General features: G+C 46.7%; 18 protein-coding genes and 1 pseudogene. 10 read left to right on the top strand and 9 right to left on the bottom strand.

Annotation, left to right across the window (positions count from 1 at the left end; translation table 11 throughout):
* Positions 1-122: 122 nt before the first annotated feature.
* On the top strand, positions 123-680 hold the full coding sequence (locus HQ48_RS09075; RefSeq protein ID WP_152568352.1) for a hypothetical protein: 558 nt from the start codon (positions 123-125) through the stop codon (positions 678-680).
* 91 nt (positions 681-771) lie between these two features.
* Here HQ48_RS09075 and HQ48_RS07625 read toward each other — a convergent pair whose 3' ends face one another.
* Positions 772-1959 carry a pyridoxal phosphate-dependent aminotransferase family protein gene (locus HQ48_RS07625; RefSeq protein ID WP_044187091.1) on the bottom strand — a complete coding sequence of 396 codons (1188 nt, stop codon included), beginning with the start codon at positions 1957-1959 and terminating at the stop codon, positions 772-774.
* Between the two features lie 1338 nt (positions 1960-3297).
* On the opposite strand from HQ48_RS07625, the gene HQ48_RS07620 reads away from it, so the two are divergent.
* The 9 genes and pseudogenes from HQ48_RS07620 to HQ48_RS07580 all read left to right on the top strand — a co-directional run bounded on the left by HQ48_RS07620 (position 3298) and on the right by HQ48_RS07580 (position 16920).
* Complete coding sequence (locus HQ48_RS07620) at positions 3298-5370, top strand: hypothetical protein (RefSeq protein ID WP_160225958.1); 2073 nt, start codon at positions 3298-3300, stop codon at positions 5368-5370.
* Between the two features lie 387 nt (positions 5371-5757).
* Complete coding sequence (locus tag HQ48_RS07615; RefSeq protein WP_052409023.1) at positions 5758-8061, top strand: TonB-dependent receptor domain-containing protein; 2304 nt, start codon at positions 5758-5760, stop codon at positions 8059-8061.
* 38 nt (positions 8062-8099) lie between these two features.
* Positions 8100-8918: a hypothetical protein gene (locus HQ48_RS07610; RefSeq protein WP_044232930.1), complete on the top strand. Its 819-nt coding sequence runs from the start codon at positions 8100-8102 to the stop codon at positions 8916-8918.
* Positions 8919-8953: 35 nt separating this feature from the next.
* A complete protein-coding gene (locus HQ48_RS07605; protein ID WP_044232929.1) occupies positions 8954-10060 on the top strand; it encodes a hypothetical protein in 1107 nt (368 codons plus the stop codon).
* Positions 10061-10229: 169 nt separating this feature from the next.
* Positions 10230-10508: pseudogene (locus HQ48_RS09240) on the top strand (transposase); the annotation flags it as partial.
* Positions 10509-11140: 632 nt separating this feature from the next.
* Positions 11141-13318: a polyribonucleotide nucleotidyltransferase gene (locus tag HQ48_RS07595; RefSeq protein WP_044232928.1), complete on the top strand. Its 2178-nt coding sequence runs from the start codon at positions 11141-11143 to the stop codon at positions 13316-13318.
* A 348-nt stretch (positions 13319-13666) separates the two neighbouring features.
* Complete coding sequence (msrB, locus tag HQ48_RS07590; RefSeq protein WP_081969763.1) at positions 13667-14752, top strand: peptide-methionine (R)-S-oxide reductase MsrB; 1086 nt, start codon at positions 13667-13669, stop codon at positions 14750-14752.
* A 14-nt stretch (positions 14753-14766) separates the two neighbouring features.
* Entirely contained in the window at positions 14767-16356 is a 1590-nt protein-coding gene (locus HQ48_RS07585; protein WP_044232926.1) for an NAD(P)/FAD-dependent oxidoreductase, read from the top strand.
* 141 nt (positions 16357-16497) lie between these two features.
* The gene (locus tag HQ48_RS07580; protein WP_044187143.1) at positions 16498-16920 is read left to right on the top strand and encodes a copper resistance protein NlpE N-terminal domain-containing protein; all 423 of its coding nucleotides are present in this window, start codon (positions 16498-16500) and stop codon (positions 16918-16920) included.
* A 223-nt stretch (positions 16921-17143) separates the two neighbouring features.
* Here the strand turns inward: HQ48_RS07580 and HQ48_RS07575 are convergent, their stop codons facing one another.
* The 8 genes from HQ48_RS07575 to HQ48_RS07545 all read right to left on the bottom strand — a co-directional run.
* On the bottom strand, positions 17144-17986 hold the full coding sequence (locus tag HQ48_RS07575) for an FKBP-type peptidyl-prolyl cis-trans isomerase (protein ID WP_044232925.1): 843 nt from the start codon (positions 17984-17986) through the stop codon (positions 17144-17146).
* 29 nt (positions 17987-18015) lie between these two features.
* Positions 18016-18816, bottom strand: a complete 801-nt coding sequence (locus HQ48_RS07570; protein ID WP_044232924.1) for an FKBP-type peptidyl-prolyl cis-trans isomerase — start codon at positions 18814-18816, stop codon at positions 18016-18018.
* A 31-nt stretch (positions 18817-18847) separates the two neighbouring features.
* Positions 18848-19432: an FKBP-type peptidyl-prolyl cis-trans isomerase gene (locus tag HQ48_RS07565; protein ID WP_044232923.1), complete on the bottom strand. Its 585-nt coding sequence runs from the start codon at positions 19430-19432 to the stop codon at positions 18848-18850.
* Between the two features lie 167 nt (positions 19433-19599).
* Entirely contained in the window at positions 19600-20817 is a 1218-nt protein-coding gene (locus HQ48_RS07560; RefSeq protein ID WP_044233021.1) for a bifunctional 3,4-dihydroxy-2-butanone-4-phosphate synthase/GTP cyclohydrolase II, read from the bottom strand.
* Positions 20818-20825: 8 nt separating this feature from the next.
* Positions 20826-22778 (bottom strand): LptF/LptG family permease, encoded by a 1953-nt coding sequence (locus tag HQ48_RS07555; protein WP_052409022.1) that lies wholly within the window; start codon positions 22776-22778, stop codon positions 20826-20828.
* Between the two features lie 251 nt (positions 22779-23029).
* A complete protein-coding gene (locus HQ48_RS07550) occupies positions 23030-25498 on the bottom strand; it encodes a hypothetical protein (RefSeq protein ID WP_044232922.1) in 2469 nt (822 codons plus the stop codon).
* Positions 25499-25549: 51 nt separating this feature from the next.
* Positions 25550-25699 (bottom strand): hypothetical protein, encoded by a 150-nt coding sequence (locus HQ48_RS09415; protein WP_160225956.1) that lies wholly within the window; start codon positions 25697-25699, stop codon positions 25550-25552.
* A gap of 864 nt (positions 25700-26563) precedes the next feature.
* The coding region (locus HQ48_RS07545) for a transposase (protein WP_044232920.1) at positions 26564-26746 on the bottom strand (183 nt) is incomplete at its 5' end.

The following is a 26746-nucleotide window of genomic DNA, read 5'->3' as shown; positions in this document are numbered from 1 at the left end:
TGTGAGATATTTTACATATTGACGGACAAATTCTATTTTTGTGTTTAACTATTAAATGCAGGCGTATGTCGAAAAGCCTCCAATAGAGTAGACGGAAGAATAAAATTATTATTACACTAAAAATGAAAAAACTATTTCTCATCGGTGCGATGTTGCTAGGCCTAGGGGCTCAAGCTCAGAACGACACTTTCTCTCAAGGCACTAAGGTTGTTGGTGCAGGTATTGGTTTAGGAGTCTACAGCTCTGGTAGTATGGTTGTTCCTCCCATCGCCGCCTCTTTTGAGTACAGCATCAAGGACAATTTGTTTGATGATAAGTCCTCTATCGGTGTTGGTGCCTATGCTGGTTACTACGGACTCGACTATAAGACCTCAATCCTCAACGTAGCGCAGGGTTATAAGTCTTCTAACTTCGTGCTTGGTGGCCGTGGTGCTCTACACTACCAATTCGTAGACAAGCTAGACACCTATATTGGTTTGATGCTTGGTTATAGAGTGACGAGTAATAGCCACTATGGCTATTCTGGTCCTATAGTTCTAGATGCTACCAGTACAAATAGCGGTTCAGCTTGGAGTAGCTTCATTGGTGCACGCTACTACTTCACCGATAGACTAGCTGCTAACCTAGAGTTCGGCTATGGCATTGCTGCTGCACACATTGGTGTGTCTTATAAGCTCTAGGCTACCGAATATATAAAGCTCTTAATAAAAGCTCCCCCTAGATATCCAGTTGGATTGTCTAGGGGGAGTTCTTGTATTTAGAGGCTAAGCTCTATTTGAGTAAACCATGCTTTTGGAAGATCTGGTAGATACGCTCGATCGCTGTGTCTAGCTGCTCGTAGGTGTGCGTAGACATTAGAGAGAAGCGAATGAGTGTATCCTCTGGTGCAACTGCTGGAGATACCACGGGATTGACGAAGACACCTGCATCAAAGAGTTCCCGAGTGATGAGGAACGTGAGGTTATTGTCACGTACAAAAATCGGAATGATCGGTGTAGACGTGTTGCCAATCTCGAAGCCAAAAGTGCGGAATCGCTCTAGGCAGTAGGTCGTCTTGGCTTGTAGCTGCTCCACTCGCTCGGGCTCACGTAGCATGATGTCTAGTGATGCCATAGCAGCCGCAGTGGCTGCAGGTGTGGCACTCGCACTGAAGATATACGAGCGAGCGTGATGGCGAATATAATTGATCAGTGTAGCATCTCCAGCGATGAAGCCACCAATTGAGGCGAAGGATTTGCTGAAAGTACCCATAATCAAATCCACGTCCTTGGTTAGACCAAAGTGGTCGCAGACGCCACGACCATGGCTACCCATGACGCCGATTCCATGAGCCTCGTCTACCATGACCGCTGCATTATATTTCTTGGCCAGCCTTACTATTTCTGGTAGGTTGCACACGTCACCCTCCATGGAGAAAACCCCATCAACGATGATTAGCTTGACCTTATCTGGGCTACACTGCTGGAGCCTACGCTCCAGAGCATCCATATCATTATGCTTGTATTTGAGGCTTTTGCCTAGGCCGAGGCGGATCCCCTCGATGATAGATGCATGATTGAGGGAGTCCCAGATGATGAAGTCCTCTCGCCCAGTCAAGCAAGAGATGACACCTAAATTAACTTGAAACCCAGTGGAGAAAATGATAGCATCTTCCTTACCCATAAACTCGGCCAGACGTTTCTCCAGCTCCAGATGTATATCTAGTGTGCCATTTAGGAAACGGCTTCCAGCACACCCAGTGCCATACTTCTCTAAGGCCTCTGCGGCTGCAGCCTTGACCTCTGGATGATTCGTGAGGCCAAGATAGGAGTTGGAGCCAAACATAAGCACCTTACGCCCATCAATGATGACTTCTGTATCCTGATCGCTCTCTATCTTGCGAAAGTATGGATAAATCCCTGCCGCTTGAGCCTGTTGGGGCTCTGTGTACTGCGCCAAGCGCTGTTGCAGAATCTTCATATTCAATATAATAGCTCGCCTAGCGTTGCCCACTCGGGGTAAGGCGAGGTTTTGTTAATTCCGAGCAAAAGTACATATTTTCGATTAAATTGATTGCGATACCCATTAAGCTGTATTAATTGCACTTTTGTATCGACTGTTCTTTTTGTGTAATTGTGTGAATAGCCTTGCACGGATCTGCGTGAAGGGGCTGTATTAGTAAGTTGTTTGATGTGAGAGTAGTCTTGCAACAAGTCAATCTCGATAGCTTATTGGAGCCATTATTTAGGCAATCTGGTTTCATCGCCTCAATTTATATTTTGGGTCACATCTCGGATTATTGATGGGAAAACTTCTTGATGTTTCAGTGTATAAGGGGGGACCTTGTATAGGCCGCCTAGTGGCTCCTAGGTTCGATTTTGCTTCGTCTTGGCCTTGGTGCTCCATCGGTTCGAAAAAGCCCGTTATAACGGGTTTTTATAATGATCTTATATATAATACGTTGTGTCTTTTTGGAGAGTGGATTTATGTGTTTGTAGTTTGTTTCTGGGGTTTTCTTCCCATTAATCGTTTTGAATTGATGGACACATCTTGATGAATGAATCCTACAATCTCTCGGAGTTAGTCCTTCAATTTTGCGAGCAGCTGCGGTTGCCTTTAGAGGTTTCGTGGCATTTGCTCGATCTTTTGAGGGCATTTTTCTTTGCGATTTTTAACCAAAGAGAAGATTTATGTGTGTGCAAACTAGAGCTTACTCAGATCTCAATAGCCTAGAGAACTCTCCTAGAGAGAAGAATAGAACCTTAAGTTCAAGTTATGGTCTTTGTGCAATGGAGAATAATAAGCTTGTAAAGACGAAGGTAGGTCTTGTTTTGCATGGCAAGGAATATCCCTTGTAGGCTAGTAGATTTCGCCTAGAGCTAACTAGAGCTAAGACGCTATGCTCAAGACAATCCGCTGTTTTTTGCTGACATTTGTTTATTTGAAACAAACTACCTATCTTAGTACAAGTATTCGTATCTCCCCAAAGAGGGGGGCGGTGTTGTTTCCTTGTAAAGGCCCGCACAAGCGGACGAATAGACCTTGATCATAAGGCAGGCCCTCCTCCCTATTTGTGCCCGAAGCCCTTAATGGTGCCCCTGATAACTGTCTGATAGATTCTACCCAAATCCTCAATCTCCTTATGTTGAGGAAAGGGATATATCACAAAAGTCTAACAATTATTTTTTTAGAAGGATGAAAAGACTAATTACAATTGCTTCTGTGTTGGCAAGTGTAGTGCTTGCTTCGTCGTTTACTTTGGAAGCGACAAGCGCTCACTACTCGTTTGAGAATCCTCAAAGTGCCATAAAAGAAAAAGTGAAGGGAAGAGTAGCGCTCCCCTCTCAAGAGCCAGTGAATATGCGACTTCCCGCAGCAGAAACTCCCGAAACGTACGGGGAGAAGACGGTGGTTGTCAGAGAAACATTCTCTAAACTAACTATGGGTACCGAGGAAAAACCAGACTTCAATACCAGAATATATCTAGATAGTGACGAAACACCGATATCGGAGTACCCCGTTTGGTTCAATATGAAGAGGGAGTATGCCGAGAATGGAGAGATATGGGGGGCTGGCAATGTCTACTCGGCTGGCGGTACACTCTATATGGCCGAGAGAGAGGCGAAGATCAACACACACCTGATAGACCTTTCCAAGGAACAAGGTAACTTTTTTGTCAAGATAAGAGCTCGTGCATCAAGACCTCTACAAGATGGCGAGGGAGCGATGCTCACAGTAGAGGCGGCAGAAACCTTCAATATGTCCCCAACATGGAGAATTGGAGAGCCTATTCATGTTACCAATCTTTCTACCGAATGGAAGGACTACTACTTTCTCTTTCAGGGTGCTGGCAACAGTATGATTGTGAATATCGTCAAGAGGGCACAAAATGAGGACTATGGAGTCTTCATTGATGAGATTGAGATTTCTATCGTTAAGCCTTTTGTGGCAATGCCTATTATCCGAGAACCTCTTAACTATAAGGGGGCATCGGTAGACATTCGCTGGCTTAAAGTCAAGGAAGCCGATGGCTATCTGCTGAGTGTGTATCGTTTGATGCCTTCGGGAGAGCCAGCGCCACGTCCCGGAATGCCTCAGCCTACCCGCAGGGAGTATGTGGTGAAAGAGCGAAAGATCTCGGGAGGAGATACACAGGTCTATAACCTCTCTGGCCTCACCTCAGGGGGGATTTACTTCTATACTTTGGCTGCTACTAAGGGTGATAAGAAGTCTGTCCCTGCTCCCTACAAAGAGCTAGATGAGCTGGAAGCTCCTGTGGTTAATCCTATCAAAGGCCCAGCTGTCGATGGAGCGTTCAATGTATCTTGGGCTAAAGTGCCCTCGGCGACAGCCTATAATGTATGGGCATACTACGATCGTACAGCTCAGCAGGACGGAGAGTTTGTCATTGCAGATGAAGACTTTGCCAACGTGAGGAACGAAAAAGGAGAATTATCTGAATTTACCCCCGAAAACCCAGACCCCGAAGCGCGGGTATTTAGCATGACGGGGCGTGCAGTAGAAACGGTTCAAGCAGGTTGGTTGGGATATAATCATGCGGCCTACAAAGGCATGATTTGCTTGGACGGTTGGCACTACTTCAATTCTAATCAGATCGTGAGTCTACAGTCCGAAGAGATGGACCTCTCCAAAGATGAAGGTAAGTTCAAGGTCAAAGTCGATCTTTGGGGTGCCATCGGTCAGACAAAAGATAATGACGGTAAAGTCATTGATTCTCGTCAAACGGAGGCTGCGATAGCTCTCTTTACCTATGACGAAGAGATAGGATTATTTAAGCAAGTAGAGCTTGTATATCCCGAGAAGGTAAGTCCCAAGTGGACTACTTATGAGTTGCCTTTCACCAAGGGAGCCAAGCGCTCTAAGTTGGGTATTTTCGCAGTGAAGGGGTACGATAACCTCTACGTAGATAACTTGAAGATTACTCAAAACTACAAGAGGGGAGAGGTATTCCGTGATGCTTGTTACCTGAAGCAGCTCGTAGATGGATCGGAGCATGATGTCAAGATAGTAGGACCCGCTGCTAAGCTAGTTACCCCTATTCATGTACGTGTCGTAGCTGTTCGTGGCAAAGATCCCGAGAATCAGTTTGCCCAAGCCAAGTTCAAGAAAAGTCAATACTCGGACTATGTAACCGTGCAGAATAAAGTAGGCGCAGAGGTGCTTCATCGATTAGTACAGGCTGATGTCTATGCCGTAGACGGGACGTTGTACATCAAGAATCCTATGAAGACAAAGGTTACCATATTTAATATGTCTGGGGCAACGCTCTTGGTAGACGACTCTGGCAACTCTGATATTACGATGACTGGCTTGGCCTCGGAGGCTTATGTAGTGATCGTGGGTAACGAAGCGTTCAAGGTAGCTCTCTGATAGTATAGCAGACTAAATACCCATATACTATGTAGAGTAAATCTCTGATAGACCTCAAAGGGGCTGTGACCAAAGTTAGACTTTGGCGCAGCCCCTTTAAGATTTGTTAGGCTATGTATCGTCTGAGCATTGGCAATGTGATATGATGTTTATGAGTAGAGCGGAGTACACCTCGTCTTTGATCAGAGAGTGAGGACGTAGCTGGTCCTCCCGATTTGTTTGAGGTTGTGAGCCAGATGACGTTTTGTGTGGGTAGTATCGCTGAGATTTTATCTTGTTTTTTTGCTGAGAGTACATGAAAAACTCTTTACCTTTGCGCTTAGTGGACTACACTTCATCTTAACTATGTGTCGAGATACTTTTAGAAGAATCATTTTATTATCGTGTTTGCTAGTTCAGCTCTCAGCTCTGTCTTGGGCTCAGAAGAGTGAAAGTATTGTCCTCAGCGTTGTTGAGCAGGATAGTCAATCCCCCGTAGAGGCTGCATATGTCATTCTTTCGCCTACTTCGGCACTCGTTACCGACAAGAAAGGGCAGGTTGTACTTCCCAAGAATCTAAATAGTCAGGGCTCTATCCTCGTCCGCTATGTAGGCTACCGAGAGCAGCGTGTCCCCGTCAGTCAGATACTCAAGAGCAGAGGTAAGCACACTGTTTACCTTACACCAGAGCAGTCCAGCCTAGACGAGGTCTTGGTCAAGGCCGAGCGTCGTAGCACCTCGGTTAATGCAGTTGCTAGCAAAATAGGTTCGGAGCAGATCAATAAGTCGATAGGCAAGTCTTTGGCAGCCCTACTCGAGGGCGTAAGTGGTGTGAGCTCGATACAGACAGGCGCTAACACCGCCAAGCCGGTTATCCATGGTATGCACGGCAATCGTATCCTCATTGTTAATAATGGTGTGCGACAAGCGGGGCAGCAGTGGGGAGAAGGGCATGCCCCCGAGGTTGATATGAATAGTAATGGGGCAATCCACGTGATCAAAGGAGCAGAGAGTGTGCGATACGGCTCAGAGGCCATGGGCGGAACGATCGTCCTAGAGCAGAAAGCTCTACCGTATCGCAGAGAGTCCTTTTCGGGTACAACCAATACTCTAGTTGGGAGCAATGGGCGCAGGTTTATGCAGACGCTTAGACTGGAGGGGGCTCTACCTTTTTATAGAGATATAGCTTGGCGTGTACATGGCACCTATGGCACGAGTGGAGATAAGTCTTCGGCTAACTATCTCCTCAATAATACTGGCTCTCTTGAGCGAAACTTTGCTGTTGGTTTAGGGTACGACAGAGGGCGTTTTCGTATAGAGCCTTTTTACAGTCGCTACGATGAGTACTCGGCCAATCCTAAATTTGCACAGCTAGGCAACGAAGAGCTTTTGCGTGAGCGAATAGCTCTGGGGCGTCCTCCGCAAGAGGTTATTACCGCATTTAGTCGAGAGATCGATTACCCGAGAGAGCGTGTAGTCCATCATCTGTTGAGTAACAAAACGACCTTGAATACAGCATGGGGGATCTTCTTCCATCAGATCTCTATGCAAGAGGATGCTCGCAAAGAGTATCGCATCCGACGCAATAATAATTCGCATATCCCAGAGGTAGACCTATCGCTACTATCCTTGCAGAATCGACTCCGCTGGGAGCTGTCCTATGGGTATTGGCAGAGCGAGATCGGCGCGCAGCATGTGCTTACGGATAACTATAGTGTGCCGGGCAATGGAGTAGTGCCACTAATCCCCAACTACTTCGAAGCCACTTTGGGGGCTTACGCTATGCAGAAGTATATTACCCGCAAGTGGAGTGCAGAGGTTGGAGTTCGTCTAGATCATCAGGATACCAAGGCGGCTGGCTATGATGCCTTCGGCGAATACTATGGGGGGCATCGAGAGTTTACGAACTGGACTTATAGCATCGGTGGGAAGTACCACTTCCTCGACGGGCTGAGCCTGACTAGTAACCTTGGAGCTGCGTGGCGTGCTCCCCACGTACACGAGTTGTATAGTAATGGTGTTTCGCATGGTGCTGGAGCCTATGTACAGGGTAATCCCAATCTGTCAAGTGAACAGAGCTATAAGTGGGTCAATGCGTTGATTTACCAGAATTCGTGGCTCAATGTACAGCTCGATCTGTATCTTCAGTGGGTCAATAACTTTATCTATGATCAACCCTCGATAGATGAGTCGGGCAAGCCGAAGGTAAAGGCAGTAGTGTCGGGCTTCTATCCGATATTTGAGTACAAGCAGACGAACGCATTCTTCAGAGGAGCAGACTTCTCACTAAACATCAAACCATTCTCGGATTGGTCTTACGGCCTTATCACAGCATTGATTTGGGCGAACGAGGAGCCATCTCAGGCCTATCTTCCTTTCATTCCTCCAATGCGTATTGATCATTATGTCGAGTGGATTCCTAGTCTGAACAAGACGTTCTCTGCATCTGTTAAGTTAGGGCATAGATTTGTCGCCAAACAGAACCGGTTCGACCCGAAGAAAGACTTGATTGCGTCCTCTCCAGAGGCCTATAATCTCTTCTCCTTCGATCTCGGGCTTGTTTGGCAGATCAATAAGCGTCACAGCCTTGAGTGTACCCTCTCGGGGGACAATGTCTTCAACAAGGAGTATAAGGAATACACCAATAGAGCAAGATATTATGCTCACGACTTGGGACGAGATATAAGATTATCGCTTTCGTGGCGTTTTTAGTAGGTAGATCAGTTACATTAAATGTTAATGAAAGTTATATGAAAAGAAGTAGTAAAGTATTGGCAGGAGTACTGCTGGCCGTTTTCTCTCTAGGCATTGTGGCTTGCGACAAGCAGAGGTTAGACAGATTGCAGAAGGGTGAAACCAAGAAGCCCGAGAATGAGGTGCTGAATAAAAAGCACGATGACCCCTTTGTGGCTGACTTCATCTTGGTAGAAGGGACCCTCCCTGTGGCACAATGGGGCGAAGGGGACTTGGACAATACTAAGTATAATCTGCCGATCACGGCCCCTAAGTACAAGGAAGGTACTCAGCAAGTACTACGTTACAAGCTAGATAAGGAGAAGGGTTGGCATATTGTCGACGGAGCTGGCTATGTGAAGAAATTTGCTGTCAAGGCTTCGGAAGAAACAGAGAATACGGCTACTGTCTATTCTTTCAAGATCAGATATTACAGCTATAATGGCGAAGAGATGACTTATCAGTTTGTGCAAGAAGGGCAGGATAAGATTCATCAGCACTTCTTCCAAGCAGAGCGATTTAATAAGAATAACGAAGCAAAGCGTGTCACCAAGTTCTTTGATACCCCTTGGGACTATCGCTACTGCGATACAGAGGATATCAATGATGACAACTCTAAGTTTGTTGGCAATGTTAATCCCACAGGGTTAAAGGGGTTGCTACGCTTCAATAAAAGAACGCAGACAGACCTTAATATGATCGTAAGGCTCGTGCATCACGGTCAAAGTAAGTATCAGGAGGATGGTAGTACTTCCAAATTCTATAAACCAACACGTAGGCAGATCCTTACCGAGCAGCCTGATATTGAGGTGCATTTGCCTATACAGATTCAGTAATTATTCATCACTCAGTCAAAATATAATAGTAGATCATGAACAAAAAAATCTTGACAAGCTTGGCTTTAGCTTTGTCTCTAGGGTTTGTTTCCTGCGACAAACAGACTCCTGAGATTAAGACTCCAGACAAACCCTCTACAGAGCAAGAGCAAAAGAAAAATGAAGGCGAGCAGCAAAAGGAGGAACCAAAGAAAGAAGAAGACGGGCAGCTCCCCCCAGTTGCTTCTGATAGCTTCGCTCCTGCTAGTGTTCGCTTAGGATTGTATGGCGGCCATCTACATGCTCCTGCCTCTGATCCAGCTTTCCACTATGTCCCAACTGCAGGGAAATTCCTCAAATATCTAGCCTTCGAGCAACCAATCACAATGCAGCGTGATGAAAAAGGGGGCTGGACGGTGCCCAGTGGGCAGAGAGATAAATGGTGCGTAGTAAGTTATAAACTAGATGACAAAGGACTAGCTACTCGTGTCTATGGTCTATGGATAGATTACTTGGATGCGTCAGGTAAGAATATCAACGAACAGATTGCCTCAGGTGCTAATGACGGTCTGTATCAACACTTCTTCACTCTAACTAATGTAAGCAAGTGGGGAAGTAAAGGTGTGGACGAGGATACTGACACGGATCCTAAGACACTTGTAGAATACTTTTATAAGGATACAACTCCTCATGATAAGCCTCACCACACTGGAGATAAAGACGCTCAGGGAGCTCCATTTACTTTCCACACCAACCCAAGGGGTCTCAAGGGTTACTTTCAGTTCCCTAAAGCCTTTAAGTCATTTACGCTCCATATTGAGTTGAGGAAGTTTGCATCGGCAGATGAGAAAAATAAGGCTGTTAAGGCTTGGCATGATGCTAAGGCAGGTACTGTGGTTTCTCGTATCTCTCTGCCTATCATTGTCTATGCTGAATATCCTCATGATGCTATCGAGGATGATATTACTAGTCTCGAAGATGAAGAGTTCGAAGCCGCAATTAAGAATTTCACCATAGATAAGTTAGCCTCTCAGAATGATCGCCGAATCTTAAAGGATTTCATGGATGCTTTTGGGGTAGATGCTATATCGCTTATTAAGGAGTTCAACTACAAGCTGACTACATCTGAGAAGTCCGATGAAAATGGAGGCGTTTGGTTCTAGCACTTAGTTAAGCCTACCATACATTATATATACCCCGATTGCCCTAGGCCTCGCAGGACTGCGAGCCTAGGGCAATTAGGTTTGGGAGGAGGCTTGCCTCATCTCCCCAAAGCATGTTCGGGTGTTTCTAGGAAACTGAGGCAGCGAGGGTGATTGTGCAATGTTCTCGAATTCGGAGTACTTGGCTGGTCGTGGCTTGGTGGACGGCATTATGCTCAAGGCTATTCGGGGGAAGACTCTTAACGAGAGTCAGAAGGCATTCAACCGTGTGATCAGTAAGACAAGGTGCTTGATAGAGCGGACCTTTGGCAGTATTCGTCGGTGGTTCTTGGGCGGACGCTGTCGCTACCGAGGGTTAGAACGAACGCATACACAGAATATTCTTGAAGCTATGGCGTACAATCTCAAACGTATGCCAGGGCTGCTTGTGCTTGAAGGTGTCAAATAACCGTAAAATCCCCATCCCTGAGGGAAATATCCCTCAGGGATGGGGATAGGGGGATAGTATTCAAGTCTCCCCAAGCCGCTCAAACACGCAAAAAACACCGAGAAAGATACAAGAACCTTTGAGCGGTGCATTGCGCAATAGTCTCATATATACCCCGATTGCCCTAGGCCTCGCAGGACTGCGAGCCTAGGGCAATTAGGTTTGGGAGGAGGCTTGCCTCATCTACCGAAAGCATGTTCGGGTGTTTCTAGGAAACTGAGGCAACGAGGGCGATTGTGCAATAGTCTCAAATGAGCCGAGCCAATAACCCTTATGGAGATGGTAAGGCCTGTGGGCGTATAGCAGGGGCTTTGTTAAGATAAACGGATTATTCTGTTTTTTACCAGAGTGGGTGTATTGAGGCGTGAAGCCCAATACGCTCTCTCTCTTGATTGAAGTGTTTGTGATTGTAATCCATAGCCTGAGGGGTTGGAATTATGGTATGGGGTAGGTCTGTGGTGTTGCATACTTAGATTGTGTGTACCTAGAGATATAGCAGCAAAATAATCGTGATAATCGTTGAGAGGGCCGCTTATTATTAGTATCTTTGCGCCCGACAATACAGAGTGTTTATAAATAAATTACAGTAGATTATGCTGAATCCAATTAGGAAGACCATCACTTTGCCAGACGGACGTGAGATCGTTATCGAAACAGGCAAACTAGCTAAGCTAACAGATGGGGCAGTAACGGTTACTATGGGTAATACCGTCCTTCTAGCCACAGTGACGGCAGCCAAGGATGCTAACCCGGGTGTAGATTTCATGCCTCTTCAGGTAGAATACAAAGAGAAATTCTCAGCTATCGGACGCTTCCCCGGCGGGTTTACTCGCCGCGAAGGTAAAGCCTCCGATTACGAAATATTGACTTGCCGCCTTGTAGACCGTGCTCTTCGTCCTCTATTCCCAGACGATTATCACGCAGAGGTGTTTGTAAATGTAACGTTGTACTCCAGCGATGGCGTTGATATGCCTGATGCATTAGCTGGTCTAGCTGCCTCTGCAGCTCTGGCTGTGTCGGATATCCCATTCAATGGCCCAATTAGTGAGGTGCGTGTGGCCCGTGTAGATGGCCAGCTCGTGATCAATCCTACTTTTGAGCAACTTGCCAAAGCGGATATTGATATGATGGTCGGTGCTACTCTCGATAACATTATGATGGTTGAGGGGGAGATGCAGGAAGTGCAAGAGAGTGAAATGCTTGAAGCTATCAAGGTCGCTCACGAGGCTATCAAGCTACAGTGTCAGGCACAGTTAGAGCTTAGCGAGGCTTGTGGGAAGCTCGAGAAGCGTACCTACTGCCACGAAGAGAATGACGAGGAACTACGTGCCGATGTACGTGCTAAGTGCTATGATAAGGTATATGCTATCGCAACCTCAGCTTCCAATAAGCAGACTCGTACAGCAGCTTTCGATGCCGTTGTAGAGGAGTACAAGGCTAACTTCACTGAAGAGGAACTAGAAACGAAAGCTCCTCTCATCGCCCGCTATTACCACGATGTAGAGAAAGAAGCGATGCGCCGTGCCATCTTAGACGAAGGTAAGCGTCTAGATGGGCGTAAGACTACCGAAATACGTCCTATCTGGATTGAAACAGATTATCTACCCGGACCTCATGGATCGGCTGTTTTTACTCGTGGAGAAACTCAGTCACTCACGACTGTGACGCTTGGAACCAAGAATGACGAAAAGCTCGTAGACGATGTACTCAACTATGGTAAAGAGCGCTTCTTGCTCCACTATAACTTCCCACCATTCTCCACTGGAGATGCTCGTCCTCAGCGTGGTGTGGGTCGTCGTGAGATTGGTCATGGCAACCTTGCTCATCGTGCACTAAAGCGTGTGTTGCCAGAGAACTATCCATATGTACTACGCATCATCAGCGATATTCTAGAGTCCAATGGATCGTCCTCTATGGCTACTGTATGTGCTGGTACGCTTGCTTTGCGTGATGCAGGTGTTCCCATTACTCGTCCAGTGTCAGGTATTGCGATGGGGCTAATTAGCGAGAACAAGGGACGGAACTATGCTATCCTCTCCGATATCCTAGGCGATGAGGATCATCTAGGGGATATGGACTTCAAGGTGACGGGTACAGAGAAAGGTATCACTGCCACTCAGATGGATATCAAGGTTGATGGTTTGAGCTATGAGATCCTAGAGAATGCTCTTGCTCAAGCTCGTGAAGGCCGTCTGCATATCCTCGGTAAGATTATGGAGGCTCAACCAGAAACTCGTCCAGACCTTAAACCACATGCTCCACGCATCGAAACGCTACGTATAGGCAAGGAGTTCATCGGTGCCGTGATTGGCCCGGGTGGTAAAATTATACAAGGTATGCAGGAGAAGAGTGGTGCTACTATCTCTATCGAGGAAGTAGACGGACAGGGGATTGTCGAAATCAGTGGTACCAACAAGGCCTCAATTGATATTGCTCTAGGTATGATCAGAGCGATTGTAGCAATGCCAGAGGTTGGCGAGGTCTATCAAGGTCGTATCAGCTCAGTGATGCCATATGGTTGTTTTGTTGAGTTCTTGCCCGGTAAGGACGGTCTACTACATATCTCAGAGATTGATTGGAAGCGCTTCGAAACAATTGAGCTAACAGGTCTAGAAGAAGGGCAGAACATTGAGGTTAAGCTCATCGAAATTGACCCTAAGACAGGTAAGTTTAAGCTCAGTCGTAAGGCTATGCTCCCTAAGCCAGAGGGCTACACTGAGCCGGAGCGTCGCCCACGCCCAGATAGAGGAGAGCGTCGCCGCAGAGATTAGTCCACGAGGCTTACTCTCTACAGTACTTGAGATAAGTGGGCTGTGTCGAGCATTCGGCGCAGCCCATTTTTGTGCTTCTACATTATAGATAGAATACTATTAAGATGTGCGATGGCTAGTAAGAAAAATAGATGTAGAGTATACGCAGAGAGTGATCGCTTGCGTTTAATGTGTAATAGAGGCTCTCTTGATATATCTACTGCTCTGCATCTTTGTACAGATAGTAATAAACAACTTGCCCCTTGGCGATGGTTATTATATACATAGGTAAAGTAGATGTATTGAGTGTTGTACATAGATTTTTATTGATAAACCAAACGTATATAAACTCTAAACGAAAAAGTAATTATGAGGAAAAGAACAGCTATGAGCCTAGGGTTACTGGCCGTAACCCTGATCGCCCTGCTGGGATGGACACAAACTAAAAAGGAACAGAATATGAATACAAAGACAACGGAGAATAGCCGTGTGATCTATTTTGCAGGTGGATGCTTCTGGGGCACGGAGCACTTTTTTAAGCAAGTAAGAGGAGTCGTTAGTACAGAAGTTGGCTACGCCAATGGATATACCTCTAACCCTACATACGAGGAGGTCTGCCGCAAAGATACAGGCTTTGCCGAAACGGTTAAGGTTGAGTATAATCCCGAGGAAGTGGAGCTCAAGCTTTTGCTAGAGCTTTTCTTCTATACAATCAATCCAACCCAACTCAATCGTCAAGGTAATGATATTGGGACGCAGTACCGCACAGGAATCTATCATGTAGATGAGTCCGATGTCCCCGTGATACAAACTGCTCTCAAGGCACTAGCTCGCAAGTACACTCAGCCAATAGTTGTGGAGCAAGAGCCTCTACTCAGTTTTTACCCAGCAGAGCAATATCATCAGGATTATCTAGATAACAATCCTACGGGTTACTGCCACATAGAGCCGGGGTTATTTACGTTAGCTAAACAAGCTAATCCAGAGCCAAAGGTAGAAATTCGCAAGATGAATGATGCTGAACTTAAAAGTAAACTGACTCCAGTTCAGTATGCTGTGACGCAACAGAACGCTACGGAGCGTCCTTTTGATAATGACTACTGGGACGAATACAGAGAAGGTATCTACGTGGATATCACAACGGGAGAGCCACTTTTCATCTCAACTGATAAGTTCGATTCGGGCTGTGGCTGGCCTAGTTTCTCTAAGCCGATTGACAACAAACTACTTGATGAGAAGCTGGATCGCTCGTATGGCATGACTCGTGTTGAGGTACGTAGTAAGATGGGCGACTCTCATCTAGGACACGTTTTCAACGACGGGCCAGCCGACAAGGGAGGTCTACGCTACTGCATCAATAGTGCTAGCCTCAAGTTTGTACCTAAGGAAGAGATGCGTGCCAAAGGTTATGGCAAGTATCTACCACTTCTAGAGGTAAAAGACACGAAGAAATAGTTCACTTAATTAATATGCAACAGCTTCAGCTTCGCCTAAGCCCAGAGAAGGCTGCCTCCGATGCTACGATCAGAGCCCAAGCCGCCAAACTTCTTCGCTGTGGGATTGACGAGATCTCCTCTGTACAGATTCGTCGGCACACTATTGATGCTCGCCAGCGCCACATTGTTATTAACTTGACGATTGATGTTTACATGCAGGGAGAGGAACCTCAGATAGATGATTTCAGTGATATTGTTTATCCAGATGTTTCCTCTAGGCCCGCAGTGGTTGTGGTAGGAGCAGGGCCTTGTGGTCTCTTTGCTGCCCTAAGGCTGATTGAGCTAGAGCTTCGTCCGATTATTGTAGAGCGTGGTCAGGAAGTTATGAAGCGCCGACGAGATCTCTCCCTGCTACACAAAACAGGAGAGATTGATCCCGAGAGTAACTATAGCTTTGGTGAGGGTGGGGCTGGTGCATTCTCCGATGGTAAGCTCTATACACGCAGTAAGAAGCGTGGTAGTGTAGAGAAGATATTACGTGTCTTCTGTAAGTTTGGGGCAGATCCTAAGATACTTGTTGATGCTCATCCGCACATTGGTACGGATAAATTACCTAAGATCATCAAACAGATGCGAGAGCAGATTATCATCTCTGGAGGAGAGGTACACTTCGGCTGTCGTATGGACGAACTAATTGTAGAGGGAGGTCGAACTCGTGGTATTGTTACCTCTACGGGGCAAGCATTTTGGGGGCCAGTTATTCTGGCCACTGGCCACTCAGCTCGTGACTTGTATCGCTATCTACATCGTACAGGTATATTTCTTGAGGCTAAGCCTATCGCTGTGGGTGTGCGTCTAGAGCATCCTCAAGAGTTGATCGACCAAATTCGCTATCACAATCGCCAGGGGAGAGGCAAGTATCTTCCTGCTGCTGAGTATGTCTATAAGACGCGGGTTCGAGAGCGTGGCGTGTATAGCTTCTGTATGTGCCCCGGTGGATTTGTCGTTCCTGCATCAACAGCACCAGAGGAAACAGTGGTTAATGGAATGTCCCCTGCGAACCGAGGCTCCAAATGGGCGAACTCAGGTATGGTCGTAGAGCTACGACCCGAGGATATGATACATACAGGGGTTGAGATCTCAGATAAGACTACTCCATTGGCGCTAATGGAGTGGTGTGAGCGGTTTGAGCATTTGAGTTACCTAGCGGCCAATCGCTCGTTGAGAGCGCCAGCACAGAGGCTAACAGACTTTTTGAATGCACGTTTGTCTTCATCACTTCCCTCTACATCCTATAATATGGGGCTAACCTCTAGCAATATGCACGACTGGATGCCTCGCTTTATTACTCATAGGCTCGCCGAGGGCTTTAAGGCTTTCGACCGAATGACTAAAGGTTTTATCTCCGAGGAGGCTCAACTCATCGGTGTTGAGAGTCGGACATCATCTCCAGTTCGTATCCCTCGTTTGTATGAAGGCGATAGAGCTTATCAGCATCTAGACCTAGAAGGATTGTATCCCGCAGGAGAAGGAGCTGGTTATGCTGGTGGGATTGTTTCTGCCGCTATTGATGGCGAGAATGCGGCTCAGGCTTTAGCTTTTCAGGTTAAGTTCAACGTCTAACTTTTGAAATTGAAATAAATAATTCTGTATATTCGTAGAATAAAAACGATTTTCTTGCGTTCATATCCCATCAGGGTTATTGTGCAGAGGTGCGATGATTGTGTGAAATACGAAGTTCAATGTATAACTAAATTCAAGACAATGAAAAAGATTTTAACTCTATCCCTCCTTGCTCTAGCTTTGGGAGCCTGTAGTGGTGGCAAGACTCAAACTAGTGCGTCCGACAGCGTCGCTGCTACTCACACTGTTGAGGCCGCAGTTCTAGGAATTGGCGTCTATACGGGAATAATTCCCAACGCTGATGCTACGGGCTCCGAAGTAATGCTAGAGCTCAAGAGTGATATGACGTTTGTAGAGCTGAGTAAGGTAGAAGCTGGTAATAATGAAACAGGAGAGTATCGTGAGGAAGGAACGTTCTCTCTCAAAGGTGAGGATCTGGTGCTGACCTATACCACGTCTCCCGATATGGTAAAGAGAGCATATCTACGTGGCGATTCTATTCAGCTTTTGGATGCAGAGGGCAATATTCCTGAGCTTCCCTATGTTCTTAGATTGAAGAAGTAATTCTGGTCGTTTCTGAGTGTGAGCTTGGGTTTGTACTGCCTTGGGTAGTGCAGGCCCAAGTTTCTTTATTTCCCTACTCTCAAAGGAGGGAGGAAAGTTCAGTGGGGCTCTGGCAAAGCCTTAGGAGTATCTGTAAAAACAAGGCGGTGCGCCAAGAAACAACTGGCACACCGCCTTAGGGTGTATAGCACTCTAGCTTCTGGGCTAGAGAAAAGATGATAGGTTACTTAACGATATCAAGCAGCTCAATCTCGAATACGAGCGTGCTGAAAGGATCGATTGAGTAGCTACCCTGCTCTCCGTAAGCTAGGTCGTAGGGAATCACTACCCTTACCTTCTCGCCAACTTTCATTAGAGTTAGCATTTCTGTCCAGCCCTTAATCACACCGTTAGCAGGGAACTCGATGCCTTCTTCATTCTTGTCGAATTCTGTGCCATCAATAAGCGTACCTCTATATTTAACCTTTACCTTGTCTTCGGCAGTTGGTGTAGCACCAGTACCGGGTTGCTCTACCTTATAGGCTAGGCCACTCTCGGTTGTCTGCACGCCTTCTTCCTTCTTGAAGTTTTCGATGAACTCTGCACCCTTTTGTTTGTTGGCTCCGAACTTCTTTTCGTTTTCTTCAGCCTGCTTGCGCATTTCCTTCTCTTGCTTCATCTGGCCAAAGCGCATCATCAAATCCTGAGCGATGCTGTCGTTCATCGTGATCTTGGTAGAGTCGCCTTGTAGCGCTGCGCGATAGGCAGACACAAGCTGTGCGATGTTGAGAGAATCACCCTCGATCTGACGAGCTAGACCCGCACCTGTTATACCACCTGCGAAGTAGCTAAACATCTCGGGATTGCTCACAGCCTTCTCAAAGCCCTCTAGGAATTTCATCGAGTCAATATCCTGACCCTGCTCACGTGAATACTTAATAGTTTCTGCCATCTGACGACCTTGTAGAAGACCGAGTGCGTAAGACATGCTATCCAATCCGCTTGATGGGTTACCAGCCTTCTGGCTGCAAGAGAAGCCACCCAATACTAGTGCAAGGGCAGCTACTGCTACTGAAAATTTTTTCATTGTTGTTTATTCTATATAGTTTATTCTTGTTATTTCTTTCTCCCTGAGCTACGCTTAGCTTTCTTGGCATTGGGGGCTACTGCTTTGGGTTCCTCAGCAGGAGTTGGTTCTACGTATGGCTTGATCTCGTGGAGCTCGACCTCAAAGATTAGTGTTGAGTGGGGAGCGATGTCACGCCCTGCTCCACGCTCTCCATAGGCTAGAGAGGCTGGTATGTAGAACTCATACTTCGCACCCTTCTCCATCAAGCAGATCCCTTCAGTCCAGCCGGGGATCACTTGTAGTAGGCTAAAGGTGGCAGACTGCCCACGCTTGTAGGAGCTGTCGAACTCTTTGCCGTCTATTGTGCGACCTACGTAATCGACAACTACGGTGTCCTGTACCATTGGCTTGATGCCAGTAGCTGGGCGAAGTACACGATACTGTAGACCGCTCTCGGTTGTTTTGACGCCTTCCTTAGTCTTGTTGGCTAGCAAGGCCGAGTCATTTCGGTGCTTGAGTTCTTGTAGTTCTCGCTCCTGAATCGTCTTGATGTAGTCTTGTAGGAACTTCTGAGCATCTTCTAGCTTAAAGCGCTCGTTTTGCTCCTTCATGCCCGCCGAGAAGCCCTCGAGAATGAGGTCTTTGCTTAGAGAATCTCCGGGTAAATCCGAGATGCTACGACGGAAGCCATCGCCATTGACAAAGCCTAATACATACGCCGCGGAGTCCACCTCGTTAGCTAAAACGGAACCAACTGGGACAACTTGCTTAGCTACTTTTGGGGAACAAGCTACTGCGCCTAGTAGCGCTAGGCTGGAGGCGCAGATTGTTTTGAGTTGCGTCTTCATATAGATATTATAACGTAGTCGTCCGAGTAATTTATACAATGTTTAGAAGCTCGATGATGAAGATGAGCGTGCTACCGGGCTGTATGTGCTGCCCAGCACCTCTATCTCCGTATGCTAGATCCGAGGGGATCGTTACTTTCCACTTGGAGCCTACTGGCATGAGCTGTAGGATCTCTGTCCAGCCCTTGATAACGCCACGTAGAGGGAACTCCGCAGGCTCTCCGCGATCTATAGAGCTGTCGAAGACAATCCCATTGATGAGCGTACCATGATAGTGGCACCTAACTGTATCTTCTAGCTTTGGCTTGGCGCCATCACCCTGCTTGATGATCTCGTATTGTAGCCCACTCTCTAGCGTTGTTACTCCCTCCTTGTGAGCATTGATTTTGAGGAACTCCTCGCCTGCCTCTTTGTTGAGCTTGATAGCCTTAGCCTGTACCTCTGTGAAGTATTGGTTGATTACTCCCTTGGCTTCCTCGAAGCTCATACTAGGAGTTTCGCCTTGCATGATGCTCTTCAGACCTGCTAGAAATTCATCGTAGTTGAGTCCCTCGAAGCCAGAGGCTACGAAGTTCTGTCCAATACTCAGCCCTAGGGCATAGCTTACTTTATCCATTGTACTTGTTTCGTTACACATTAAATCTCTATTGTCGCCTAAATCGGTGTGTATTAGGCGACACAAATTTAGTTATTTATTTTCTATAATATTAGGTCGTGCCTTTGCTCCGATCGTGCATGCGGAGCTGTCTCAAATTCATTCTGCCTAAAGTCCCCTCCCTGAGTCTACTTGAGCTGCTTGAGTACGTGCCCCATACGCTCCTTCTTCGTCCTCATATATTGCTCGTTGTACTCGTTGGGAGCAACCTCTATTGGTAGCACCTCGCTTACCTGAAGCCCGTATGCCTCTAGGCCAACACGCTTGACAGGATTGTTAGTCATCAGACGCATACGATGTACCCCAAGCTCTCGTAGGATTTGTGCACCTACACCGTAATCACGCTCATCGGCATCATGGCCTAAGTGTAGATTGGCGTCTACGGTATCTAGACCATTTTCCTGTAGCTTGTAGGCCTTGATCTTGTCCATTAGACCAATGCCTCGGCCTTCTTGATTGAGGTAGACAATGAGGCCTCGTCCAGCCTCCTCAATCATTTGCATGGCTTTGTGGAGCTGTTCGCCGCACTCGCATCTCTGAGAGGAGAAGATATCTCCAGTCATACAGCTAGAGTGTACACGTACGAGCACCTCTTCTCCATCGGCGATGTTCCCCTTGAAGAGGGCGATATGCTCTAGGCCATTGGACTTTTGGCGGAAAGGGATCAGTCTAAACTTACCGAAAGCGGTGGGCATCATTACCTCTTCGCCACGCTCTACGATCACCTCTGTACGCAGCCGGTAGGCTATGAGATCCTTAATTGTAATGATTTTTAGATTAAATCGCTTGGCTACCTCTATCAGATCAGGCATACGTGCCATCGTGCCGTCTTCGTTGATGATTTCGATCAGAGCAGCGACAGGTTGCATACCAGATAGACGAGCGAGATCGACAGCAGCTTCGGTGTGCCCAGCTCTGCGTAGCACACCTTTGCTCCTTGCCCTAAGCGGACAAATATGTCCCGGGCGAGCAAGGTCTGTGGGCTTAGTTTCGGGATCTGCGAGGGCGAGTATGGTCTGTGCTCTGTCGTACATAGACACCCCAGTTGTGCAGCCACGACCTAGACGATCGACTGTGACAGTGAATGGGGTTTCGTGTACAGAAGTATTCGTTGGCACCTGCATCTCTAGCTCTAGCTGGGCGGCACGCTCCTCTGTGATAGGGGCGCATAGGACACCACGGCCGTAGCGCATCATGAAGTTGATTTTCTCTGGAGTTACCTTCTCGGCGGCAATGATGAAGTCGCCTTCGTTCTCACGATCTTCGTCGTCTACTACAATGAGGAACTCACCCTTGCGGAAGTCCTCTAGGGCTTCCTCTATAGTGCTTAGCTTAAACTCACTCATAAGCGTCATTAATTGGTTTCTTTACTTTCTATACTCCTCTCCAATAGAGGGATCAGCTCCGATAGAGCGGTATTCATCGCCCTAAGTCCACTATGCAGGCGCTCACGATGAATGCGTAGTAGCAATAGTAGCGGTAGCGATATAGGTAGCAGAGTCAGTAGCAGTATGCCACGACCCCTAGTACTAGGTAGCCCAAAGGGAGCTAGCCTCTTGGGTAGGAGAGGTAGATCGTTTGTTTTGGTTAGTATAAGTGGATGATTAACTCTTCTTAGTTTATCGGCCAATGCTTCAACGTGCTGGTATACACTCACTGGCGCATGGCTATATTTCTGCCCATTGACTAGGACGTGTACGATGGAGCTATTCATTAGCTTAGAGGCGAGCAAATCCTCAGACTCGGCCAATAGCACTCGAGCTTCGCTTAGTACGGTCTGGTAATTCGGTTCGCACTCACCTTCGATAGGCTCTACTACACGCACTGGGACGTAGGTACCCGTGAGGCGTCGCCATAGATTGACGTAGGTCTCTACATTGAGGCTCGTAGAGTCTAGCGAAGCTTTGTAGGTTAGGAATGCCCCTATTGGGAATAACACCAAGGCGCTGAGCCACATTCCGAAAGCAACGGATACTGACTCATTTTTCGTCATGTTGAACCCAAAGGTGTCAATGATATAGTAGATGATGAAGAAGAGTACCGACGCAACAACAGGCATACCAATCCCACCCTTACGAATGATTGCACCAAGTGGAGCCCCGATGAAGAAGAAGACGAGGCAAGCAGCTGGCAGAGTGAACTTGCGGTGCCACTCCTGCCCATTGGTTCGAAACGTATTGAAGACATCTCGGTCGCTATATAACCGTCCGTCAGCCTCGGACTCAACCATACGCAGATCACTGATAGACCTAGTAAGCATACGTAGTGTATCGCCAAGGGTAGGTAGATGTATGAGGCTGTCTATATTGACCTTTCGCTGGAGTGGTTCGTCTATATTCAGCGCTTCTAGCTGTTGCTTGGCCCATGTAGAGGTATCTGAGGGGCTAGGCATAGAGTGAGAGTAACGCTGGGAGAAATCCTTGTTGGTTAGCGCTTCCTCAGTGAAGGTGCGGATACTATCTAGAACCAATCCAGTGGAGTCGATGGCTGCTTGGAGTTGATTGAGGTTTTTGCCGATGAAGAGCTTACTCAACTCCTCCTCGCCCTGTTTGCGGAAGTTTGCATCGAAGGGGATTACGATTTCTTTGAAAGAGAATGACTCAATGGCACGAGGCGTAGGCGTAGCCTCCATATACTCTGGTTCCTCCAGATTTTCGAAGCTCTGTCCATTATATAGACGCCACGTGATGTAGGTCTTACCTGAATCCATAACGATGCGCCCAGAGTCAGCCCGAATGATACGTGCTTTGTCGCTCCCTTGGGAGTGGTCGTAGATCATTAGATCAAGCATACGCCCGGCATGCTGTCTATCTCTGCCTTTGATGAAGATGCTATACCCATCGATGCCATTGTAGAAGACCCGCTCGGGGATCTCTAGCTCGGGGTTGGAGAAGCGAGCCGAATAGAGCAGGGTCCACATGCGCACCTGCGAGGTGATCATAAAGTCATTCTGGAAAGCAAATAGCCCCACAGCAAGCAGCGACACCGCAAAAAAGAGGGGGAGCATCATGCGATAGAGGGACATGCCAGAGGCTTTCATGGCTAGTAACTCTAGGTGCTCACCCATGTTGCCAAAGAACATAAGGGAACCGAGCAAGATGCCCAAAGGCAAGGCCATGGGTAGGAAAGACATCGCAGCATAGAAGAGGATCTGAGCGATGATGAAGACATCTAACCCCTTGCCGACCAATTCGTCTACGTATCTCCATAAGAATTGCATCACCACAATCAACCAACAGAGCAAGAAACTCATTAGGAGCATGGGGAGGTATCCCTTGAGGATATATCTATCTACTATTTTGAGCACCTCAATTATTTAGTTTTTAAGCTGCTTCCTCGTCACACGCAATAGGAGGACACATCTGCAAAAAATCCCTACAAACTTAGGCAAAAAATCTGTATTGCTTACCAAGTTATCTCTGTCTTGTGTAGTGTGCAAAAGACCCACGGAGGGTGTGCTCTACGTGGCACGCCCTCCGTGATAGTCTTTAGACCTTGGCAATATGAGCAAATACCTCCTTGCTTATCGTGAGGTCTACGCGTATTGCCTTATTAGCCCTAGTGTTTTGGATAATCAGTGACACCGTCATCTGTACGGTAGTACTGGTACCAAGTGACTACGTCTCTCTGATGCGTTTCTAGAGTTTTTTTCGATAGGCGTACCCTTGATTTCAGATTAAATCCTGAACCCTCTTTACTTAGACTCAGAGTTCTTCTGGTCCTCGCTGGATCATTATTCTCCGAGTAATATGATTTTGAGTGTATACCATACATGCCCGTTTTAGAGAAGGCAAATTGCTCTATACTGGTGTAGTTCGGGGAGGGACTAAGGGGACCACTACTACTTCTCAAACCACTGAATATATCCCCAAAATACGTGCCGAAGGTGTTAGGATCCATCTCTTGATGGCGGCTCCTAGTAGTATCGCTATGAGGGTAGAAATGTTTTACTTCAAAATGGCTTGCTGTACCCTCCCAGAAGCTTGTATCTTGAATTCGTTGTAGTATCTCAGCTTGGTCTAATGCATTGCCAATATATTTGGTCGTTACCCTGAGGTGCTTGCCTGAAACGGAGGCTTTCCCATATTTTTTATCCGCTTCTTTGGGTTGTCTGGTGCCATCATCTACGAACTCATATAGATAAGCTGTACACTGATCTCCGTCGAAGTAAATTGGGAGCTTGTCGGTGGTATAAAATCTCCCTCCTTGCAGAGGCCTCTTATCTCCCGTTATTTTTACTTCATTGTCACGAGGGTTCGAGGCACTTGGTTGAGTGTAAAAATTAACACTTCCAAATCTTATGGCATAGACTTTGCCATCACCATTGCCGATGTAGATCTCTTCTACCACCTCATGATTTTGGTCAAACGGAGAATAGTTGATTGGGATTGATCTCTTGCGTGGGGCAAAACGAGTTTTGAAGGAAAATACATCGATATCATCAGAACCCATTAGTCCAATAGGTACAAAGATATTATTCGCAGGGGGGAATACATACTTCATAACATCGGTAGAACGATTGTATGTTGCCTCGTCAATGCTGGGGTAGACTACCTTAGGCTGGATTCTAGGGTCTTTCTTATGCTCCAGACCCTCTGCACTCCAATCAAAAACAACTCCATCATAGTCAAAGAGGTCTCCAGTTGGATTGCCAAGTGAGCCACTCTCTTTGAGATCTTCGTCTAGAATCCACTCTGTGGGCATGCTTGGGCGTTCTTTTATGGCAAAGTGAACGGAGTAAGCTCTCTTCTCGTTGAGTAAATGCTCTTGCATATTCTCTAGTCCTCCTTTGCTATTCACACGTTCAAATCTAGGCCCCTTGGCTAATAAGTCTGGAAACTCCCATTCTAGTAGACCAAGTGTGGTGGGAGAGCCATTGAGGTTGTTTTGTCCCCAAACCCAGTAAATAACAGACTTGGCGTAAACTTCGCTAATAGCCACATCTTTACCCGTAGTGGAGTCGAAGAGCATATGCTTTCTGCTACGATTGCTTGTCTGATTGCCTGCCCCCGTCCCTATGATAGTAACGGGCTGTTTAGGGTTTGGCATCAAAGAGGCCAATCCATCGGATATGGGAGTAGTTCTTGTGACGCTTTCTCCATTCTTTGATGAAAAATCAAGAGTCAGATCACGCAACCCTCCAGAGAGGTCTTCGGACATATAGTAGGGGGCCGTCCTTTTACTGGAAGAGGTACGTAAGTTGAAACGAGGTCGCTCTGGAGATAAATAGGTGCCAATGTTTTGGAGGGCGCCGCCTCCCAAAGGATGAGGAATATATTTCGTTTGGGTAGTGTTTGCATATGCCCTATAGTCAAAGTCTGTTTTGTTTGAGATCTCTACCTTGATCAGTACTCCCATTGGGCTAAATGTAAAGGCTCCAGATAAGGTGGGTACTCCCGAGTTGTTTTTGTCGAGACCTGCTTTAATCCATTTTGACACGAAGGGAACTTGTAGCTCCTTGGCTTGCTTATTCACTTCTTGTACACCATTGGGCTTGAAGGTCACTTTTGCTCCTTCTCTTTTGCCACCACCCATCACAGCTGCCATATACCATGTTTCTCCAAGGGCAGGCTCTTTGACGCTCCCACCATTATTTATAGGCATAAGTGTAGCCGTCTTGTTTCTCGCAGAGAGCTTGATCCTACCATCAGGGCCATGAGTGATCTCGTCCCACTCGATATTTGCATAGCCAACAAGCTGATCGCCCATGCGTAGAAAAATAGTTGTGGCGAGGGCCTTCCTGTCTAGAGCGTTATTCCCCGTCAAGAAGATCTTGGGGGCCTTGTTCCCCTTGCTAGTATCCAAGGTTAGAGCTCTGAATTCTTCGTCCGAGATTAGCCCCATCGAGCGAAGTTCGTGCCCACTGAGTTCGGAGCTTAGACTTATTTCGATCTTTGCGTCTTTCTGACCTTTCTTGCTCCCTCCCCCTTCTTGCTCAATTTGTGGCTCTATATCCTTGCCACAGGCATATACACTTAGGGCCAAGCATAGAGCACTCAGGGTTTGTAATATTCTTAGGTATTTCATATTCTTTGTTTGTGTACTATAGTTTTTTATGTAGATGATTTCTTAGATAGCCTATAGCTCTTCGATTTCTCCATCGAAATCCTCTATTTCTCCAGTGATGGAGAATGTAACAAGTAAACTGGTTAGAGATAAATTCACCTCCCCAAATGCAATAGGCGGTACGTAACGCAGCCTTGCATCGATCTTTTCTTTCGATAACATAAGTTTAATAGTATTAACTTGATGATTGATGTTTTTTTCTAATAAAAATGGATGTGCCTACTCGCTGGTCAATATGTAAAAAAATAGAGAGCCCCGAGAGTGAAACGCTCAGACTAGAGCAAACCGTTTTGATATACAATAGGCTTGTAGTATAATTGTCTGTATAATAAAGAATAAATTAAATTAAGTAGTCTAAGGGCGCCTCTGATCGAGTTGCCCTAAATCAATAATTTGGGCTGCAAAGATATATTTTGTGTTTTTTTTAGCCAAATTAATTTTGTGCATGTTTTGTTTGATGTATTTAATATTTAGTGCTTCCCTTGCTGTACGCTGCCTTGGGGAAACATAGTCGAGCCCTTTGATTTCGGGAGATGTAGCGATATTCTGAGAAGGAGATCCTGATCTCCTAAGAGGGGGAGAAGTGTAGTTATATTTTTTGATGTATTGGGATTTTTGGTTTAATCGGTCATCTTCTCGCCCTATGACCTATGCACTTGGGGGGGGCTTGTCGTCAGATCATAGAGCTATATGGAGTGTAGAGGGGGAATACATATATTTACATTTTGGGGCTTGGACGAGTTAGCTTTGGATCTTTGCACCGAAAATCATTAGACCTCGTATTTGCCCCCTAGGAGCCCCTAGGAGGCCTCCAGTATCGTTTGGGTACTTTGTTCCAGCGGTGAGTAAAAAGCCTCTCTAGGGGCTTTGTTTGTAATTGGAGACTATTGCGCAATGCACCGCTCAAAGTTTCTTGTATCTTTCTCGGTGTTTTTTGCGTGTTTGAGCGGCTTGGAGAGCCTTGAATACTATCCCCCTATCCCCATCCCTGAGGGAAATATCCCTCAGNGGATGGGGATTTTACGCTTATTTGACACCTTCAAGCACAAGAAGCCCTGGCATACGCTTGAGATTGTACGCCATAGCTTCAAGGATATTCTGTGTATGTGTTCGTTCTAACCCTCGGTAGCGACAGCGTCCGCCCAAGAACCACCGACGAATACTGCCAAAGGTACGCTCTATCAAGCACCTTGTCTTACTGATCACACG

It is taken from the genome of Porphyromonas sp. COT-290 OH3588 (assembly GCF_000769075.1).
Lineage (GTDB): Bacteria > Bacteroidota > Bacteroidia > Bacteroidales > Porphyromonadaceae > Porphyromonas.
This window is presented reverse-complemented; position numbering and strand designations above follow the sequence as displayed.

Excerpts from the sequence above, each read along its gene's own strand:
- HQ48_RS07550 (WP_044232922.1), bottom strand. The coding sequence starts at position 25,498 with ATGAAATACCTAAGAATATTACAAACCCTGAGTGCTCTATGCTTGGCC.
- msrB (WP_081969763.1), top strand. The coding sequence starts at position 13,667 with ATGAGGAAAAGAACAGCTATGAGCCTAGGGTTACTGGCCGTAACCCTG.
- HQ48_RS07610 (WP_044232930.1), top strand. The coding sequence starts at position 8,100 with ATGAAAAGAAGTAGTAAAGTATTGGCAGGAGTACTGCTGGCCGTTTTC.
- HQ48_RS09415 (WP_160225956.1), bottom strand. The coding sequence starts at position 25,699 with ATGTTATCGAAAGAAAAGATCGATGCAAGGCTGCGTTACGTACCGCCT.
- HQ48_RS07585 (WP_044232926.1), top strand. The coding sequence starts at position 14,767 with ATGCAACAGCTTCAGCTTCGCCTAAGCCCAGAGAAGGCTGCCTCCGAT.
- HQ48_RS07625 (WP_044187091.1), bottom strand. The coding sequence starts at position 1,959 with ATGAAGATTCTGCAACAGCGCTTGGCGCAGTACACAGAGCCCCAACAG.
- HQ48_RS07570 (WP_044232924.1), bottom strand. The coding sequence starts at position 18,816 with ATGAAGACGCAACTCAAAACAATCTGCGCCTCCAGCCTAGCGCTACTA.
- HQ48_RS09075 (WP_152568352.1), top strand. The coding sequence starts at position 123 with ATGAAAAAACTATTTCTCATCGGTGCGATGTTGCTAGGCCTAGGGGCT.
- HQ48_RS07595 (WP_044232928.1), top strand. The coding sequence starts at position 11,141 with ATGCTGAATCCAATTAGGAAGACCATCACTTTGCCAGACGGACGTGAG.
- HQ48_RS07605 (WP_044232929.1), top strand. The coding sequence starts at position 8,954 with ATGAACAAAAAAATCTTGACAAGCTTGGCTTTAGCTTTGTCTCTAGGG.
- HQ48_RS07580 (WP_044187143.1), top strand. The coding sequence starts at position 16,498 with ATGAAAAAGATTTTAACTCTATCCCTCCTTGCTCTAGCTTTGGGAGCC.
- HQ48_RS07565 (WP_044232923.1), bottom strand. The coding sequence starts at position 19,432 with ATGGATAAAGTAAGCTATGCCCTAGGGCTGAGTATTGGACAGAACTTC.
- HQ48_RS07560 (WP_044233021.1), bottom strand. The coding sequence starts at position 20,817 with ATGAGTGAGTTTAAGCTAAGCACTATAGAGGAAGCCCTAGAGGACTTC.
- HQ48_RS07575 (WP_044232925.1), bottom strand. The coding sequence starts at position 17,986 with ATGAAAAAATTTTCAGTAGCAGTAGCTGCCCTTGCACTAGTATTGGGT.